Genomic DNA, 16,598 nt, shown 5'->3' with positions numbered 1-16,598 from the left:
CCAGCGTGGATGCCGGACTAGCCGTGCGCGAGGCGGCGGTTGAGCATGTAGACCGACAGTGGCGCGAAGACCAGCGCAATCCCCAGGGCCCAGGCCAGCGACCCAAGTGCTGGCTCGAGGGCCGGACCATCGGCATTCATCAGGCCGCGGGCGGCATCTGCCAGCAGCGACACCGGGTTGGCCTGCACGAAGCCCTGCAGCCAGGTCGGCACCGTGTCCACGGGCACGAAGGCGGAGCTGACGAAGGTGACCGGGAACAGCGCGGTAAAGCCGAACAGTTGCACATGCTCCGGGTCGCGCGCGATCACGCCGACCAGCACCATCACCCAGGAAAAGGCCACCGCGAAGGCCAGCACCAGCGCCACCATCGCCAGGAGATGGGCCCAGGACGTCTCCAGGCGAAAGCCCAGCAGGAATCCGACGGCCAGCAACAGAGCAATGCACAGCAGCTGCTTGACCACGTCCGCCAGGATGCGCCCGGCCAGCCGGCGCCGCATCCCGCCGGAGTAGGTTTGGGCCGGGCGCTGACCGGCCTCGCGCAGGTCGAAGTCCCCCAGCAATTCATCGGCGCGGGCCCGGGCCTCCCGGCGTTTCAGGCCCAGCAGGCGGGCGATCATCTTGATGGCGGCAAACACCAACGCTGCAATGATCAGGAAGTCCACCAGGCGCTTGATGAATGTACCGTAATTGATCGTGACCGCCGCCACGCCGTTTTCCGCCTCGCGCAGCACGATCATCAGATCGGAGAAATCGACCCCGCCGATCAGCAGACCGATCGGCGGCATCACCACATCGGATACCAGCGACGAAACGATCTGGCCGAATGCCAGCCCGATAATGACGCTCACGGCCATGTCCACTACGTTGCCACGCGCCACGAACTCCCTGAATTCGTTCACGATGCCCATGCCTCGTCTCCAGTAGGTGATTACGGTTCGATCTATAGGCCAGCGCCTGGGGTGTTGCGAGGCGTTGCCGGGAAAGAACCTCGGCAAACGCGGGGCGCTCAGCCGCGCACACATGCATCCGGATTATCGCGTGGCTCGACTCGCGCCGTTTCACGGTGGCCGGCAGGTATAGCTGCAACTGCTATAAAGGTTATATGGCAGGACTTGGTCGGTCCGGCCCAGAGGAGAACATCCATGAAACAGACGAGATGCATACAAGCTCCCATCACCCGGGACTATCCGGCTGCACGCGGCATGGCGTGGCTCGCCCTGGTCCTGCTTTGGTGGGCGGCCCCCGCAGCCCAGGCAACACCGGGGCCGGATTTCAGCGCGCTGTTCGGCGACAGCGACTTTATCGAGATCATCGAGCGTGACGAAGGACTCGAGACTCGCCCGACCGGGTATGTCTCCCAGGATGCCGAGCCGGATCATGTGTTCCGGATTGACCTGGACGAGGGGCAGGTGCCGATCGGGCAGGGCGTGGTCTACGACGGGTTCCTGATCGACGGAAAGCTGCCAGGACCGACGCTGCGGGTGACCGAGGGCGACATCGTGCGCATGGAGATCACCAATAGCGGCGATGTGATGCACGGCGCGTCGATCCATGCGGCCTATACCCAGACCTCGAAGCACGTCGGGCACATCCTCCCCGGGCAGACGAAGTCGGTGACCTTCCGTGCCACCACGCCGGGGGTCTTCATGTATCACTGCGCCCCGGGGGGGCACGCCATTCCGATGCACGTGATGTTCGGCCAGTACGGGATGATTGTGGTCGAGCCGCGCGACAAGCCCTACAAGCTGGGGGCGGACCTGGGGCAGGAGCCGGATCTGAAGCTGTACATGTTGCAGCACGAACTGTATGCCAGCGGCAAGGAGGCGGTAGAGGGCGACGCCAGCTACACCGCCTTCAATGGCCAGCTGTTCCGCTACGTGGAGAACCCCATCCCGGTCCGCCCGGGTGACTACGTGCGCATGTACTTCCTGAACGTGGGTCCCAATCTGCTATCGACCTTTCATATCGTCGGCATCATCTGGGATTACGTGTACTGGCAGGGGCACCCCGAGGCGCTGTGGCCGGGTGGACAGACGGTAACCGCGGGCCCGTCGGACTCCTGGGTGATCGAGTTCCGCATACCGCCGGAGGAGGGCGCCTACACCATGCTGGATCATGGTGTCGGGGCGACCAGCCGGGGGGCGATCGGACTGCTGGATGCCCGTTCCGACGCGGACAGGCCTTCCGAGATCCTGGCTGAAGGGCCGTCCCACGAGCCGGCGGAGCGCGAAGAGCTCCTCGGCGAGGCCCGCAGAGTCCTATCGCCGTTCGGTATCCCCGACGCGGATACCAATCCGGTACCCGCTCGGGTGGACCGTCCGGTCCGGTTTGGGTCCGATATCGAGGAAGTCGTCATCGAGATGAAGGGCAATGCCTTCTATCCGAAGATCGTCGAGGTGGCACCCGGCACCCAAGTCACCTGGGTCAACGAGGATGTCTTCACCTATGGCTTCGGGGAGACCTCGGGTGTCCATAATGCGGTGGCGATGAGTGGACCGCAGTCTTTCGCGACGTCAATGCTGGCCCACGCCGAACGCGATAGCGTCACCTTGACCGAGCCGGGCAGGTACGAATACATCTGCGCCCCGCACCCCTATATGCAAGGGCGCATCGTCGTGCGCGATCTCGACTGACGCTTGTCCGTACGGGTGGCGGCTGGCGGGCCCGGCGGCTGCGCCCGCCGCACCACAGACGGATTCAGGATCCATGGGCGGTGCGGGAGTCGCCCGGGGCCTGTTCGCGGTCGTGCATGCCGTAGTCGCGGACCACCTCGGCTACCCGCAGGCGGTAGTTGGCGAAGATGCCGTCGCGTCCGGCAGCCTGCACCAGACGATGCTCTTCCTGGTTGCGCCATTCCTGTATCGCGGCTTCATCCCTCCAGAAGGACAGCGACAGCACCTTGCCCGGCTGGCTCAGGCTCTCGAAGCGCTCGATGGAGAGGAATCCGTCGACGTCCTTGAGGTGTTCGCGCAGACTCGCGGCGGCATCCAGATAATCCTGCCTGCGTTCCGGGTGGGGCTCGACTTCAAAGATTACGGCAATCATGGCGGGCTTTGGTATGGGTGGGATGGAGGACTGATTACACCACGCCCATGCCGTTCTCGGGGAAGGCATTCGAGGGGCGGCGTGCCGGTTGGGACGTGGGCCGTGATGTCCGGGTGTCAGGCCGTCACGGCTGCGCTGGCGGTGGGTGTCCAGCGCCGGACCAGGTGGTCGACATAAAGAAAGCCGAAGGGCACGACCCCGAGGACGAAGACCAGCAGCCACTTCCATACCGGCCAGCCGCTCAGATGGCTGGCGAGCAACGAGGTCGCGCCATAGACGATGAACAGGATGCCGTGCACCCAGCCCGAGTAGGTCACGGCCAGCGGCATGTCCGCGTAGGTGCGCAGCGGCATGGCGACGAAGAGCAGGACGAGGAGCGAAATGCCCTCGATGACGCTGATCAGACGGAAGAGTTTCATGGAAGGGACCGGTGGCATGGGACTCGGCGCGGAGGGTAGCACAGGCGGTCTGAACGCCTCTGGTAGTCTTCCGGCACGAGCAGCCTCGCTTCGACAACCAGGACCCCGTATGAGCACAAGACAGCACTGGGAACACGTCTACCAGACCCGTGCCACCGATGCGGTAGGCTGGTATCAGGCCGAAGCGCGAATGTCGCGGGCGCTAATCGAGGTCGTTGCCCCGGATCGGGATGCCGTGATTGTGGATATCGGCGGCGGCGCCTCTGTCCTGGCGGACGAGTTGCTGGCCGCGGGCTACCGTAACCTGACGGTGGTCGATCTGTCCGGGGCGGCGCTTGCGAAGGCACGGGAACGTATCGGGGCGCGCGCGTCAGAGGTGGAGTGGCAGGAAGCAGACGTACTGGAATACCCGTTCCCGGAGGCGTCGCTCGATGTCTGGCATGACCGTGCGGTGTTCCACTTCCTGACCGATCCGGATCAACGTGCCCGCTACGCGAGCAAGATGCGGCGGGCACTGCGTTCGGGCGGACTTGTGGTGATCGGGACCTTCGCGCCCGACGGCCCGGAAACGTGTTCCGGCCTGCCGGTCGAGCGTCACTCTCCGGATACCCTGCAGGACGTATTCGGTCCGGAGTGTGTGCTGGTGCAGTCGCAGCGGGAGGTGCACGTGACCCCGGGCGCGACCGAGCAGCCGTTCAACTGGTGTGTATTCCGCAAGAGCGCGTGAGTCACCTGCCGGCCCGCCGCCGCTTGCCGCTCAGCGGCCTTTGACCTTCGCCGCGTGGGCCCTGGTCCGGGCACGGATCTCTTCGAAGAACAGCGCTTCCCAACGGGTGTTGCGCTCGTCCCGCGATAGTGCCCCGGTGTCTTCTTGTACTCGCTCCAGGCGTGCATCCGCCGCGGCCTCGGCGTCATCCAGGATCTGCTTGAAGCTTTCCCGTGCCGCGGCCGCCTTCGGATCGATCCCCTGGCGCTGCAGGACATCGGCCAACAAGGAGCCCCCTTTCTTCCACTTTGACCACAACCTCATGCGAACTCCCTCGGGGCCACACGGAACCATGCACGTGTGCGAGCCCCTCCTGCGGGCAAGCGCTTGCGGTTGCCACCCCGCGGCCATTGTACCGGCCGAATCGGGGTCGTCCGCATAAAACCCGCCGGGCCCGGCGCTGTCACCGCCCCGTGCATCAAGGTCAGGCGATGCGGTAGGCGGAGGCCAGGTCGCGTACACGCGAGGCGATGTCCGCGACCTCCTGGCTGGCAGTTGCCGTCTGGCGGGAACCATTGGCGGTATCGCCGGTGATATCGTTGATGGCGTAGATGTTGCGGTTGATCTCCTCGGCCACCGCGTTCTGTTCTTCCGCCGCGCTGGCGATCTGCGTGGTCATGTCGCTGATCCGGCCGACGGCCTGGACGATGGACTCCAGCGCCTGGCCGGCGCGTTCGGCGTCGTTGCTGGTGGCCTCGGCCATCTCGCGTCCGCGCCCCATGGCGGTCACGGCGTTGCGGGTGCCGACCTGCAGCGCCTCGATCATCGCCTGGATATCAGCCGTGGAGTCCTGCGTGCGCGAGGCGAGGGTGCGCACCTCGTCGGCGACCACGGCGAAGCCGCGTCCCTGTTCGCCGGCGCGGGCGGCCTCGATCGCCGCATTCAGGGCCAGCAGGTTGGTCTGCTCGGCGATGCCGCGGATCACATCCAGTACCGTGCCGATCTGTTGACCCTTCTCGTCCAGGTTGCGCACGGTCTCCTCGATGGTGGCGACTTCGCCGGACAGGCGGCCGATATCGCTGACGACGGTGCGCACCACCTCGCCCCCTGCCCGCGACTCCTGGTCGGCTTCCTGGCTGGAGGACGCGGCATCGGAGGCGTTGCGGGCGACCTCCTGTACCGTCGCCGCCATCTCGTTCATCGCCGTGGAGACCTGTTCGGTCTGCGAGCGTTGCTGGTCGATGTTGCCGTCGGTCTGTGCGCTCACGGCGGAAAGCTGCTCGGCGGCCGAGGCCATCTGGTCGGTCAGGGTACGCAGTTCGCGGATCGAGTCCTGGAACTGGTCGAGCATGCGGTTCAGCGCATTCGCGGTGGCGCCGATCTCGTCATCGGCGCTGACGTCCACCCGGCGCGACAGGTCATGGTGCTCGGCGATCTGGCCCAGGGTCTCGCGCATGTGGGCAATCGGGAGTGCCACCGAGCGGTACGTCCACACGCCGGTGATCACCACGGCAACCAGCACGAGCAGCATCAGCCCGCCGGTGCGTACCAGTACCTGCGTGTAGAACTCCGACACGCGTTCGGCCTCGGCGCCGGCCACGCCGATCTGCAGGTCGACCAGCTCGGTAATGTGGTCGCTGATCGGGTCGATGCTGTCGTACAGCGGACCATTGAAGGCGTCAAGCTCGCCCTGAACATTGCCGGACATCCCCTCAAGGGCTTCCTCCAGGCGGTCCAGATCAGCGTTGGCGGCACGGAACAAGCTGCGGGCGCCATCGGCGAGTTCCTGCTCGCGGGGCGTGAGTGTGGTGGCTAGGTAGGTCTCCCAGATCTCGGCGATCTCCGCGCGCGCCTCGCGCACGTTGGCCAGCGCCTCTTCGGCCGTCATGCGTCCAGCATCGGCCTTGTTCACCGCATCGATGACCAGCACCGCGTAGTTGTCGGCGATGGTCTTCAGCTGCTGCAGGGGCACGACCCGGTCGTGATAGATATTCTGCACGCCATCCTCGATGTTGGCCGTGCCGCGGGCAGACAGGGCCGCGAGCAGCAGCAGTGCGGCCACGGGTACCACGATCGTGATGACCAGCTTGGATCGAACGGAAAGCGAACGGAGGTTCATCGGCGGGTCCTTTGTATTGCCGGGAATGGGCGAGCCTGACGCATCAGACCAGTGGCACTTTAAACGGCCTGGCACGGGAAACCTTGAGACACATCAACGGGGGTTCCGTCCAATCGAACAGGCGTAAAGATGCTTGTGATTTTCGCTGTGATTGATGAGGACGCTGCCGCTTGCAGGAATGGACCGGCGTGGGAAGGAGGCTCCCGGTCACATATGGTGCTCGGCCCAGAAAGGCAAGGTGGACGTCCTGCTTGGCGTGATGCTCAGGTCCTCGTCAGTCCTTCTTGTCAAGCAAGTCGGCGAAACCGTGGTTGACGTCGCGGTGGCCGGCCTCGTCGGCGCGAACGGCGCGGATCACGTCGGACAGGCGGGCATCTTCCGGAAGTCTCCAGTACTGGATCGCGCGTTCCGGCGCGGCAACGTTGTCGAGCGCGCCGGACTCCACTTCCGCCAGGTACTCGGTGTAGCTGACGACCGCTTCTTCTTCGAAATAGCCCACGACCCGATGCGCCGTGCGCGCCGAGACGATGTAGATCAGAAAGAACAGCGTGTAGAAGAAGCCCTGCGCCAGAATGATCAGGGAGCGCTCCAGCCAGTTGGGCGAGGTGATCTCGATAAAGGTGAGCAGGTGCATGCGTTCGTTCTCGGCCTCGTCCATCAGCGTGCGGATCCAGCCGTGGTCATCCTCCATGCGGCGCAGCGAGCGCAGATGCTGCAGGGTCGCGCCCACCATGCCGGGGACGCCCGCAACGGTCTCCAGTACCACGGCGCGGTGCCCGTAGCGCCGGGCAAAGAACGTGTCGGCGAAGAAGCGCATCAGCGAGGTAAAGCCGCGCGCGACGCGGTCGGAGAGATCGCGTGGCTTGTGGTGACGGGTCAGCTCGGTGTCCCGATCGTTGGTCATGATGCCCTGCGTTTACGGTGCCGTTTAGGGCGGTGGATATCTATGGATCATAGTGGGCAGACCACGATATGTCGCGGGCCGACTTCACGCAGTACGAACGCGTACATTGAACAGTGTTTCCCCAGGCCAGGCCGCAAAAATGCTGTGCAGGCAACGGAGAAGGAACCCGGAGTCGAGAAGGTGGCCACACAGAGAGGCTGAACGCAGAGGAGAGCGCATGACAGACGACACGAACGACCCGCAACTGGAGATCAGTGTGAACGCGGCGCGGGAACTGGTGGATATCGGCCTCGCCGTGCTGCTGGATATCCGTCAGCCCTTCGAGCTGGAGCTGGAAGGGCAGGTGGAAGGCGCCATCCCCGTGCCCCTGTTCCGCCTGAAACAGTTGCTGGGCCGGGGGCTGTCGGAGGAAGAACAGGAACTGCTGGATGCCGACGAGCCGGACGACCGGGATTTCCAGCACTTCATCTCCCTGATCAATCGCTACCACGTCACCCAGGACCAGATCCTCCTGTGCCTGTGCAACAGCGGTCGCCGCAGCCTGCGAGCCGCCGAGCTCCTGCGGGACCTGGGGTATACCCGCTGCCTCTCCGTCCGGGAAGGCTTCCGCGAATGGCACAGCTAGCGCACGTCCGCGTTGGTGCCCCATGTTTTCCGAGTTGGCAGGTACGAAATCAGGCCAAGAGCAGGCCGGTACCCACAAGCGCCAGGGTCACCAGAAGGGTTGCCACATTGCCCCCCATCCATGGCACTAGTGCGGCAGCGTTCGTTGCATGACGACGGACCCGCGATGCTACGAGCAGGCCGACCGGAAGGGACAGAAGTCCCGCTGCAGCACCGATGGGGAGTCTTCCCGCCAGAACCGACAGAGCCAGGGACACGTAGGACGCCGCTACCAGGAGGCCGAATATGTCGGCCGCACGCCTGCGTCCCAGTACGATGGGCAGGTGTCGGCGTTGCGCCTGTCGGTCGGCCTCGACATCCGGGAACTGGTTAAGCAGCAACAGCGCACTGCCCAGAAACAGGGGGATCAGCGCAGCAAGAAAGGCCTCGATCGCGAAGCTTCCGACCAGTGCGTAATGGGTGCCCGGTACTATCAGCGCGACACCCAGTCCAGGTGCCACCAGGCAGGGAAGGGGAGAGCGCGTAATCCACCCTGAGTAGGCGAGGATCAGAACCAAACCGGGAAGACCCAGTGCGAGCAATCCCGGGCCCGCCGCGACGACCAGCAGCAAACCGATCCCGACCACGATCACAAGGGATGCCCATGCGGCAATGCGCACCGATGACGCCGCCGCTGGCTGTGCCGGCAACGCCCCGCTGCCACCACTGAATGGCGTCCGCCGTGTCTGCAGATCGAGGCCCGAACGAAAGTCGTCGTATTCATTGAACAGATTGACCGCCGCGTGAGCCATCAATGCGCCCACCAGGATCAGCACCAAGCGCCACGAATCGAGATCTTCCCCGGCGGCGACCGCGGTGCCGGCACCCAACATCACGCACAAAGGAGTCAACAGAAGAAAGGAGGGGCGGGATGCCCGTATCACGGTACGCAGGTACGCCCCTCGGCTGGCCGCTTCTTGTTGCATGAAGGATTCCGCACAGCTCCGCGTGTTCTGACTGCAGGTCCTGCCTTTCGCCTGTCCAGAGTGGGCCAAGCCCGAACCATATCGCGGAGCAGGTACCGGCCCCGGGATTGTTCTGTATCCACCTTGCGCCGGGTCTGAACGCCGTGGAATAGCATACGGTAATGACGGTCTTCGCACAGTTTCGCTGTTGAAATGGGCCTTTCTACGGAGACGCTGATCCATGCGCCTGCCCGCGTTGGCGCCCCACTTTTCCGAGATAAGGCGCGGTGCGAAGAGCCCATAGTCATTCTACGATCCCGTGTCGATCATTGGGGCGCGACGCAGGATCGGGAAAATCTGGCCCAGCCCCGAAGGGGCCCCGGTCGCCCGTGCTTGATAAAAATGGGCCCTCTGACTGCGTGGCGGCTCGCTTATGTAGCTCGTCTACACTTCGCTCACCGCGTCTTGTCAGAGAGTAAAATCGGCTTGAGCGCGAACGCGCGAATGGATCTGCGTTTCCCCAAGGCCTTTTCTGGTCGGGGGTAATCCCTTATTCGGCGCTGATCCCGCAATGGGGTTCCAGCCCGGCTGCCAGAACGTGGATGTCCCCATTCCTCCGTGCCATTCCGCCCCAAGCGTGAACTGCATCGTCGGCGAAGGCCCGGTACCGGTCGAAACGTTCGTGAACGGGAGCTTTTCTGTTGATATTCAGTGTTTCATCCCATCCAGCATCATTGGCTCGACGATTTGGCTGAAGGCCTCTTTCCATGCCTGCTCACAAGCCTCCGACCACGCCCCGTTGGCGTTATCGCAGTATTCGGCGATCACCTCGATCATCGTCTGCGAGAAGTTGTTGAGATCGTCCGCCCCGAGCCCGAAGTCCGCATGGGCTTCGCCCACGCGTGTCAGATGAGGGCGGATCGCCGCGGCGCTGTCGGCATTCGACGAGACCATCGCGAGGGTGCGCACCATTCGGTCCATTTGCTGCGGCAGGTTCTCTTCATTGAACAGACTGGCGTATTCGGGGTAACGCTCGAACAGGCGCGAATAAAACGTCTCTGCGATCGCGGGGTGATCATCCGCTATGTCGTTCCAGCTCTGTGCGATCAGTTGGGTATTCATCAATCTTGCTCTCCTGCATCCGGTATCAATCGGGGCGCCCACCGGTGTCTCAGCGATCCGGCCCGAAGCGATCCTGTTGTCGACTGCAGCCAGGCCCGAGCCACCGGAGAGATCCCGGACCCGGGCGCAGCCACCTATGAAGCTAGTCGTCATCGGCCACAATTTCCATAGGGCCTTCCCCTGGCCGTGACGGCCACACGTGCTCCGGTTCGAGCGTGGAGCGCCGGCTAGGTGTGGATCGCGTCGGAGGAGGGGCCTGGTTTTCGGGGTCTATCTTCGGATTGGCCAGACCGGGGAGATGCAGTCAGCAGGGGCAAAAGCAAGATCTCATACCACGGCTCTCGATCCTCCGTCTCGGCAAGAGGGGAGTCCCATTCTTGTTCGAATACTTGAAAAATGGTGGCCCGGACGGGGGCGAGCGCATCGAGCAGGGCGTGCGCCGTGGCTGTTCGCTCGCCGCCGCAGCACGCTTGCCAGGAACCTGTGGGTGGGGTCGGTGAATGCCGGCCCCACCGGGTGTCCGCAGGAAATGGTGACTCGTTGGCGGCGTGGAAGCAGGATCGAGCGCACGGTCATGCGCTTCTATCTTGCACTGCAGGCGTGGCTCGACGTCCGCGACCTGCCGGCCCAGGAGCAGCTTTTGGCCCGTCTCGAGCGCTGGTTTGACCTGACCGACGCGTACCTGCGCCAGCTACGCGAACTGGACCGCGAGACCTATCTCGACCAGAAGCAGCGTGAGTATGCGAACCAGCAGCGCCTGCAGGATGACCCACCGCCCCGTCGGCGCATCCTGCCCCTGGATTGACGGGTTCGGCGAATGTCCCTGTCCTTGCCGTGGCGCGGTATCGCGCGAGGCCCAGGAGGCCCGATCGGCCCCTGCACGCACGACTTTGGTGGTGGCCTAACCGAAGGGCTCGGCCTTGCGTGTCTCGGCCTCCGCGCGCTGTTCCGGGGTGAGCTGCTGGTGGATGTAGTCGCGCGCCTCGGCCGCCGGCTTGTGGCCCTGATCGGCGGCCCGCGCGAACCAGACCCAGGCCTCCACCCGGTCGACCTCCACGCCATCGCCCTCGGCCAGCACGATACCCAGGTTGTACTGCGCCGGGGCCAGACCCTGGCGGGCAGAGGCTTCATACCAGCGCGCCGCCGCGGTCTGGTCTCGGGGTACACCCAGGCCTCGATCCAGCATTACTCCAAGATTGGCCTGGGCCTGGGGATGGCCCGCTTCGGCGGCCGCCCGGTACCAGTGGGCGGCTTCTGCCATGTCTTCCTGCGTGCCCTTGCCATCCCGGCAGAGATTCCCCAGGTTCGCGGCGGCGTCGGGGTCGCCGGCCTCCGCGGCCTGCCGATACCAGCGGACGGCGGCGGTCAGGTCCTGCGCGACACCGTCACCTTGTTGCAGGGCGAGGGCAAGGTTGTAGGCCGCATCGCGGTGGCCCGCGTTGGCGGCCTGCGCGTAGTACTCGACCGCAGCGGCCCGATCCCGCTGACAGCCGGTGCCCTGCTGGTGGACGACACCGAGGCTGTTCAGCGCATCGGGATCGCCACGTTCCGCGGAACGTTTCCACCACTGGACCGCCTCTTTGGCGGCCGCTTCACCGCCCTGGTTGAGCAGCAGCACCGCCAGATTGTTCTGTGCCACCACGTGCCCGGCCTCGGCCGCGCGGCGATACCAGTCACGGGCCGCACCGGTATCCGCCGGGTCCGCCTTCTCGGCCATCACGCCCAGGTTGAAGCTGGCATCGCTCAGCCCCTGTTCCGCGGCCTGTGTCCAGTATTCGCGCGCACGCCCCGCGTCCGCCTCCAGCCCCAGCCCCTCGGCATAGAGGATGCCCATACCCAGCTGCGCCCAGGCCGATCCGGCCTCCGCGAGCGCCTCCCAGATGTCCCGAGCGACTCGGTACTCGCCCCGCTCAAAGGCGACGAAACCTTCCCGGTCGGTGCCGCCCAGACCTTCGGCGTTTGTGGCGTTTGTGGCGTTTGTGGCGTTGGGGGGCTGGCTGGGCGTGTCCATGGCTGCTGTACTCGGTATCAGGTAATCGCTCGAGGATACAGGCCGGGAAGCCCGTCGCAAGTCATGGGCGGGGGTCGCCCATCGGGCTGGTCGCAGAAATTCTTGGTGGCCCGTTTCCAGCCCGGAATTGTCTCTTTAGCTCTTCAGGGAGGACTGGGGCGGCTTGCATTTCCCCTGTTTTTACTCGCTTTTGGAGGCCCGCCCCCGCTATGGAGACTTGCAGTGGCCCCTATGCGGCGTAGGGCGCGACACCCGACATTCCCTCGCACGGTCGTGGGGGGCAGAAGCGTTTCAGAGTGGGCTCCATCGGTCTGGAATGCAGGCTTTTCGGGGGCGATTAATCGAGAAAGGCGACGGATTTGACGAGGGCGTGGGCGCGGGTGCCGGGCTGGAGGTCGAGGCGTTCGGTGGAGAGGCGAGTGAGTTCGGCCATCAGGGTCTGGCCGTCGTCCTGGCGGCAGGTGGCGAGTACGCGGGCGGGGCCGTGGTGGCCGGGGGCTTCGTCCAGGGCCTCGATGGTGACGGGGACGATGTTGAGGATGGAGACGTCCTGGGGCGGGGACAGGGCGATGGAGACGTCCCTGGCGTCGATGCGCAGGCGGGCCGGGCGGCCGGCGCCGTTGCTGACGCCGGGTGTGGACGGTACGCGGTAGCGGGCCTCGGGCGGGCCGAAGGTCTGCAGGCCGTGGGCGTCCACTTCTCCCAGGGTGCCTTGCAGGACGGAGACAGCGCCTTCGTCGCGAAACAGGGGGGAGTCGGCGCGGGCGAGGGCGTCGCGCAGGGGCTCCAGGCGTTCGATCTGGCCGTCGTGCATGAAGGCGACGCGGTGGGCGAGGCGTTCGACCTCGTCCGGGGCGTGGGTGACCAGCAGCGTGGGGATGCCGGTCTTGTCCGACAGGCGGGCGAGGAAGGGCATGATCTCGCGCTTGGTCTGGGTGTCCAGGGCGTTCAGGGGTTCGTCGAGCAGCAACAGGTCCGGGCTGATCAGCAGGGCGCGGCCCAGGGCGACGCGCTGGCGCTGGCCGCCGGATAGCTGGTCGGCGCGGCGCTCCAGCAGCTCGGTGATGCCGAGCAGGTCCGCCACTTCTGCAAGGTGCAGGCGGCGCAAGGGCTCCGGCGTGCGTTTGTAGCCGTAGAGCAGGTTGCTGCGTACGGACAGGTGCGGGAGCAGGGTGGATTCCTGGAACACGAGGCCGACGCGGCGGCGGTGCAGCGGGACGAAGGCCCTGCCGGACTGCCACACGGTATTGCCGAAGTGCACCTCGGCACCGGGCGGGTGTTCCAGCCCGGCGATGATGCGCAGGAGGGTGGTCTTGCCGCAGCCGGAGCGGCCGAACAGGGCGGTCACGCCCTCCAGCGGGATGGCCGTGTCCACGTCCAGCGCGAAGCCGGAGCGCTCCAGGCGCGCCTGGATGCGCAGCCCATTGCTGACGGACTGGCTCACGGTTTGGCTCACAGCCGCACCGTGTCGAAGCGACGGTTGATGGCGTAGACCACGAACAGCACGACGAAGGCGAATATCAGCAGGCCCAGCGACAGACGGTGGGCGGAGGCGAAGTCCATCGCCTCGGCGTGGTCGTAGATCAGGATGGACAGCACCTGGGTCTCGCCGGGGATCGCGCCGCCCAGCATCAGGATCACGCCGAACTCGCCGAGGGTGTGGGCGAAGGCGAGTGTGGCGGCGACGATGAAGCCGCCGCGCGACATCGGCAGGATCACGGTAAAGAAGCGGTCCAGCCGGCCGGCACCCAGCGAACCGGCGATCTCGGTGGGCCGGCGGCCGAGGTTGGCGAAGGCCTGCTGCAGGGGCTGCACGGCGAACGGCAGGGAGTAGATCACCGAGGCGATCAGGATGCCCTGGAAGGTGAAGGCCAGGTGGTTCAGGCCCCAACTCTCCAGCGTGCTGCCGACCGGGCCGGCCGGGCCGAGCAGCACCAGCAGGTAGAAGCCGAGCACGGTGGGGGGCAGCACCAGCGGCAGGGCGACCAGCGCCTGCACTGCGGTGCGCAGGCCGCCCGGGGCGCGGCCGTTGGCCAGCCACCAGGCGATGGGCGTGGCGATCACCAGCAGCATCAGCGTGGTGTAGATCGCCAGCTTGAGGGTAACCTCGATCGCCATCCAGTCCGTGGGGCTCAGCTCGAACATGTCGGGTTACGGGGTGGCGTCGTCGGGCAGCTCTTCGCCGGGCATCACGAAGCCGTAGCGGCGCATGATGTCGCGGGCGGTGTCGCCGTTCATGTACTCGGCGAAGCGCTGCGCGGTCTCGTTGTGTTCACCGCGCCGGGTGATGATAAAGCCCTGGGTCAGCGGTTCGTGCAGGGCATCGTCGATCAGGTGGTGCGGGTGCTCGGCGAGATCGGGAAACTCGGCCAGCGACAGGGCGATGATGCCGATCTCGGCACCGCCGGCCTGGATCATGCGCGCGGTCTGCGCAATGTTGTCGCCGTTGACGATCTTCGGCTTCAGGTCGTCCCAGATGCCGACGGACTGGAGCGCCTCCTTCGCGCGCACGCCATAGGGCGCGTGGGTGGGCGACGCAATGGCGACGCGGCGGATGTCGTCGCGCGTCAGGTCTTCCAGCGTCATCGTGGAGGCATCCATGCGGTTGCTCCACAGCACGATGCGGCCAATGGCGTAGACCTCCGGCTCGGTCACCGCGTGGCCCTCGGCGCGCAGCTTCTGCGGGTAGGCGATGTCGGCGGAGAAGAATACGTCGTAGGGGGCGCCGTTCATGATCTGCGTGGTCATGCGGCCGGAGGAGCCGTAGGTGACGCGTACGGCGTCGTCCGGGTGTGCCTCGCGGTAGGTATCCAGGATCTCGTCCAGGGCGAAGCGCAGGTCGGAGGCGGCGGCGATGGTCAGCGGGCCGCTGGCGGTGGCCAGGCCGGGTAGCAGGAGCAGCAGGGTCAGGAGGAGGGCGCGCAGGTGCATGGTGGGGGTTCTTCCCGGTGGCTGGGTCCAAGTGGGCTCGGGTGGTTCCATTCGCGATTACTCGCTGCGCTCGCCCTTCGGGCCGGCCTTTGGCCGTTCAACGCAGCTTCGCTGCTTTTGTGCTTCGTCGCGGTGCTCCTCGCAGTGACGGCGAAGCTGGGGTATGCCAGTTCGTTATATTTCAGTTTACATATCGCCAGGCAGAAGCCTACACCGGAACGGCTTCCGGCTGCCAACGGATTCTCAGACTCAGCGGCCTGTCAGGCCATGTGCACGATCCCGACCACGGCGCCGGTCATCAGCGTGGCCAGCGTGCCGGCGACGATGGCGCGGATGCCCAGGCTCACGATCTCGCTGCGCCGTTCCGGCACCAGCGCGCCGAGGCCGCCGATCAGGATGCCGAGGCTGCCCAGGTTGGCGAAGCCGCTGAGCGCATAGATCAGGATCAGCTCGCTGCGCGCGGACAGCGCGTCGTCCCCCAGCTCGGCCATCTGCAGGAAGGCGACCATCTCGTTGAGGATGGTCTTGACCCCCAGCAGCGAGCCGGCGGTGGTGGCCTCGGCCCAGGGGATGCCCATCAGCCAGGCCAGCGGGGCGAAGACCCAGCCGAGGATGCGCTCCAGGCTCAGCGCGGCCCCGGCGACCTCGGGCAGCGCACCGAGCATCACGTTGACCAGCGCGACCAGGGCGATCACCACGATCAGCAGCGCGACGATCTGCAGCAGCAGCTCCAGCCCGCGCAGGGTGCCGCGGGTAATCGCGTCCATGGCGCTGGTCGCACCCTCGGTCTCGGGGAGCAGATCGCCGGCGGTGGAGGGCGCCGTCGGCGGGATCATCACGGTGGCGATCAGCAGCGCGGCCGGCAGGCTGATCAGCGAGGCGACGATCAGGTGGCCCAGCGCGTCGTTCAGCACCGTGCCGATGATGGTCGAGTACAGCACCAGCATGGTGCCGGCCAGCGTCGCCATGCCCACACTCATCAGCGCGAACAGCTCGCTGCGGGTCATCTGGCGCAGGTACGGGCGGATCACCAGCGGCGACTCGACCATGGAGAGGAACACGTTCGACGCCGTGCCGACGCCCAGCGCCCCGCCAATGCCGAACGCCCGCTGCAGCACCAGCGAGGCCCCGCGGATCAGCACCGGCAGCACGCGCCAGTAGAACAGCAGCGCCGACAAGGCTGAGAGCACCAGCACCAGTGGCAGCGCCTGGAACGCGAGGATGAAGTTGTTGGCCGGGTCGTCGACCGCGAACGGCGGGTCGTCCCCGCCGATATAGCCGAACACGAACGAGGTGCCGGCCTGAGTGGCATCGGTCAGTGCGATCACGGCCTGGTTCAGCCACAGGAACGCATGCTGCGCGCCGGGGACGCTCAACAGCAGTACGCCGATACCGAACTGCAGCGCCAGCCCGGCCAGCACCTCGCGCCAGGGGAAGCGTGTCTTGTGTTCGCTCAGCAGCCAGGCGATGGCCACGAACGCGAGCAGTCCCAGCCCGGCTTGCGGTGCGAGCATGCGCCTTCCTTTAGTCTGTGACGGCGTTTAAAAACCGCACAGGATACCGGCTTTGGGCCGGATGCCAATGCGGGCGCGCGCAGGACCCGTCAGGACCCGCTCGGATCAGGGTTCGTAGTCGTCGGCGAGGAAGTCGGCGAAGGCGTGCAACTCGTCGCGCAGGGCCTCGCAGGCCTTGCGTTCCATGTCGCGGTAGCGTGCCAGCACCGTCTCGCCGAATGCGGTGAGGTGTGCGCCGCCGCCACCGGAGCCACCCTTG

Annotated in this window: 15 protein-coding genes and 4 pseudogenes; 4 read left to right on the top strand and 15 right to left on the bottom strand. The window is 65.8% G+C overall.

Features of this window, described 5'->3' with window-relative positions:
- Positions 1–17: 17 nt before the first annotated feature.
- Together ACESLR_RS00945 and mscL are read right to left on the bottom strand one after the other, a co-directional pair.
- A pseudogene (locus ACESLR_RS00945) lies at positions 18–485 on the bottom strand (ABC transporter permease); the annotation flags it as partial.
- A gap of 93 nt (positions 486–578) precedes the next feature.
- Positions 579–908, bottom strand: a pseudogene (gene mscL, locus ACESLR_RS00940) (large-conductance mechanosensitive channel protein MscL); the annotation flags it as partial.
- A gap of 294 nt (positions 909–1,202) precedes the next feature.
- Here mscL and ACESLR_RS00935 point away from each other — a divergent pair.
- Positions 1,203–2,633, top strand: coding sequence for a plastocyanin/azurin family copper-binding protein (locus ACESLR_RS00935; protein ID WP_373054287.1), 1,431 nt, complete (start codon positions 1,203–1,205; stop codon positions 2,631–2,633).
- A gap of 64 nt (positions 2,634–2,697) precedes the next feature.
- Here ACESLR_RS00935 and ACESLR_RS00930 read toward each other — a convergent pair whose 3' ends face one another.
- The gene (locus ACESLR_RS00930) at positions 2,698–3,045 is read right to left on the bottom strand and encodes an antibiotic biosynthesis monooxygenase family protein (RefSeq protein ID WP_373025480.1); all 348 of its coding nucleotides are present in this window, start codon (positions 3,043–3,045) and stop codon (positions 2,698–2,700) included.
- A 116-nt stretch (positions 3,046–3,161) separates the two neighbouring features.
- Positions 3,162–3,464 carry a DUF3817 domain-containing protein gene (locus tag ACESLR_RS00925; RefSeq protein ID WP_373025481.1) on the bottom strand — a complete coding sequence of 101 codons (303 nt, stop codon included), beginning with the start codon at positions 3,462–3,464 and terminating at the stop codon, positions 3,162–3,164.
- Positions 3,465–3,573: 109 nt separating this feature from the next.
- Between ACESLR_RS00925 and ACESLR_RS00920 the strand changes: the two genes are divergently transcribed.
- On the top strand, positions 3,574–4,191 hold the full coding sequence (locus tag ACESLR_RS00920) for a class I SAM-dependent methyltransferase (protein WP_373025482.1): 618 nt from the start codon (positions 3,574–3,576) through the stop codon (positions 4,189–4,191).
- Positions 4,192–4,221: 30 nt separating this feature from the next.
- Here ACESLR_RS00920 and ACESLR_RS00915 read toward each other — a convergent pair whose 3' ends face one another.
- The 3 genes from ACESLR_RS00915 to ACESLR_RS00905 form a co-directional block, all read right to left on the bottom strand.
- Positions 4,222–4,494, bottom strand: a complete 273-nt coding sequence (locus ACESLR_RS00915; RefSeq protein ID WP_373025483.1) for a hypothetical protein — start codon at positions 4,492–4,494, stop codon at positions 4,222–4,224.
- 160 nt (positions 4,495–4,654) lie between these two features.
- Entirely contained in the window at positions 4,655–6,289 is a 1,635-nt protein-coding gene (locus ACESLR_RS00910; protein ID WP_373025484.1) for a methyl-accepting chemotaxis protein, read from the bottom strand.
- Positions 6,290–6,563: 274 nt separating this feature from the next.
- On the bottom strand, positions 6,564–7,193 hold the full coding sequence (locus ACESLR_RS00905) for an alternative oxidase (RefSeq protein ID WP_373025485.1): 630 nt from the start codon (positions 7,191–7,193) through the stop codon (positions 6,564–6,566).
- 217 nt (positions 7,194–7,410) lie between these two features.
- Between ACESLR_RS00905 and ACESLR_RS00900 the strand changes: the two genes are divergently transcribed.
- A complete protein-coding gene (locus ACESLR_RS00900) occupies positions 7,411–7,818 on the top strand; it encodes a rhodanese-like domain-containing protein (protein WP_373025486.1) in 408 nt (135 codons plus the stop codon).
- Between the two features lie 49 nt (positions 7,819–7,867).
- On the opposite strand, the gene ACESLR_RS00895 is transcribed toward ACESLR_RS00900, so the two are convergent.
- A complete protein-coding gene (locus ACESLR_RS00895) occupies positions 7,868–8,782 on the bottom strand; it encodes a prenyltransferase (RefSeq protein ID WP_373025487.1) in 915 nt (304 codons plus the stop codon).
- Positions 8,783–9,469: 687 nt separating this feature from the next.
- The gene (locus ACESLR_RS00890; RefSeq protein ID WP_373025488.1) at positions 9,470–9,883 is read right to left on the bottom strand and encodes a globin; all 414 of its coding nucleotides are present in this window, start codon (positions 9,881–9,883) and stop codon (positions 9,470–9,472) included.
- Between the two features lie 559 nt (positions 9,884–10,442).
- On the opposite strand from ACESLR_RS00890, the pseudogene ACESLR_RS00885 reads away from it, so the two are divergent.
- Positions 10,443–10,688, top strand: a pseudogene (locus ACESLR_RS00885) (hypothetical protein); the annotation flags it as partial.
- Between the two features lie 96 nt (positions 10,689–10,784).
- Here ACESLR_RS00885 and ACESLR_RS00880 read toward each other — a convergent pair.
- The 6 genes and pseudogenes from ACESLR_RS00880 to ACESLR_RS00855 all read right to left on the bottom strand — a co-directional run.
- Positions 10,785–11,894, bottom strand: coding sequence for an SEL1-like repeat protein (locus tag ACESLR_RS00880; RefSeq protein WP_373025489.1), 1,110 nt, complete (start codon positions 11,892–11,894; stop codon positions 10,785–10,787).
- A 337-nt stretch (positions 11,895–12,231) separates the two neighbouring features.
- The gene (gene modC / locus ACESLR_RS00875; RefSeq protein ID WP_373054284.1) at positions 12,232–13,338 is read right to left on the bottom strand and encodes a molybdenum ABC transporter ATP-binding protein; all 1,107 of its coding nucleotides are present in this window, start codon (positions 13,336–13,338) and stop codon (positions 12,232–12,234) included.
- A gap of 8 nt (positions 13,339–13,346) precedes the next feature.
- On the bottom strand, positions 13,347–14,039 hold the full coding sequence (modB, locus tag ACESLR_RS00870; protein WP_373025490.1) for a molybdate ABC transporter permease subunit: 693 nt from the start codon (positions 14,037–14,039) through the stop codon (positions 13,347–13,349).
- Between the two features lie 6 nt (positions 14,040–14,045).
- The gene (modA, locus tag ACESLR_RS00865) at positions 14,046–14,825 is read right to left on the bottom strand and encodes a molybdate ABC transporter substrate-binding protein (protein WP_373054285.1); all 780 of its coding nucleotides are present in this window, start codon (positions 14,823–14,825) and stop codon (positions 14,046–14,048) included.
- 260 nt (positions 14,826–15,085) lie between these two features.
- Positions 15,086–16,339, bottom strand: a complete 1,254-nt coding sequence (locus tag ACESLR_RS00860; RefSeq protein WP_373054286.1) for a NupC/NupG family nucleoside CNT transporter — start codon at positions 16,337–16,339, stop codon at positions 15,086–15,088.
- A gap of 105 nt (positions 16,340–16,444) precedes the next feature.
- A pseudogene (locus ACESLR_RS00855) lies at positions 16,445–16,598 on the bottom strand (LysR family transcriptional regulator); the annotation flags it as partial.

The organism is Thioalkalivibrio sp., from assembly GCF_041685615.1.
In the GTDB taxonomy this organism is placed as follows: Bacteria; Pseudomonadota; Gammaproteobacteria; order Ectothiorhodospirales; family Ectothiorhodospiraceae; genus Thioalkalivibrio.
The sequence above is the reverse complement of the archived record's forward strand: the minus strand, read 5'-3'. Positions and strand labels throughout refer to the sequence as shown.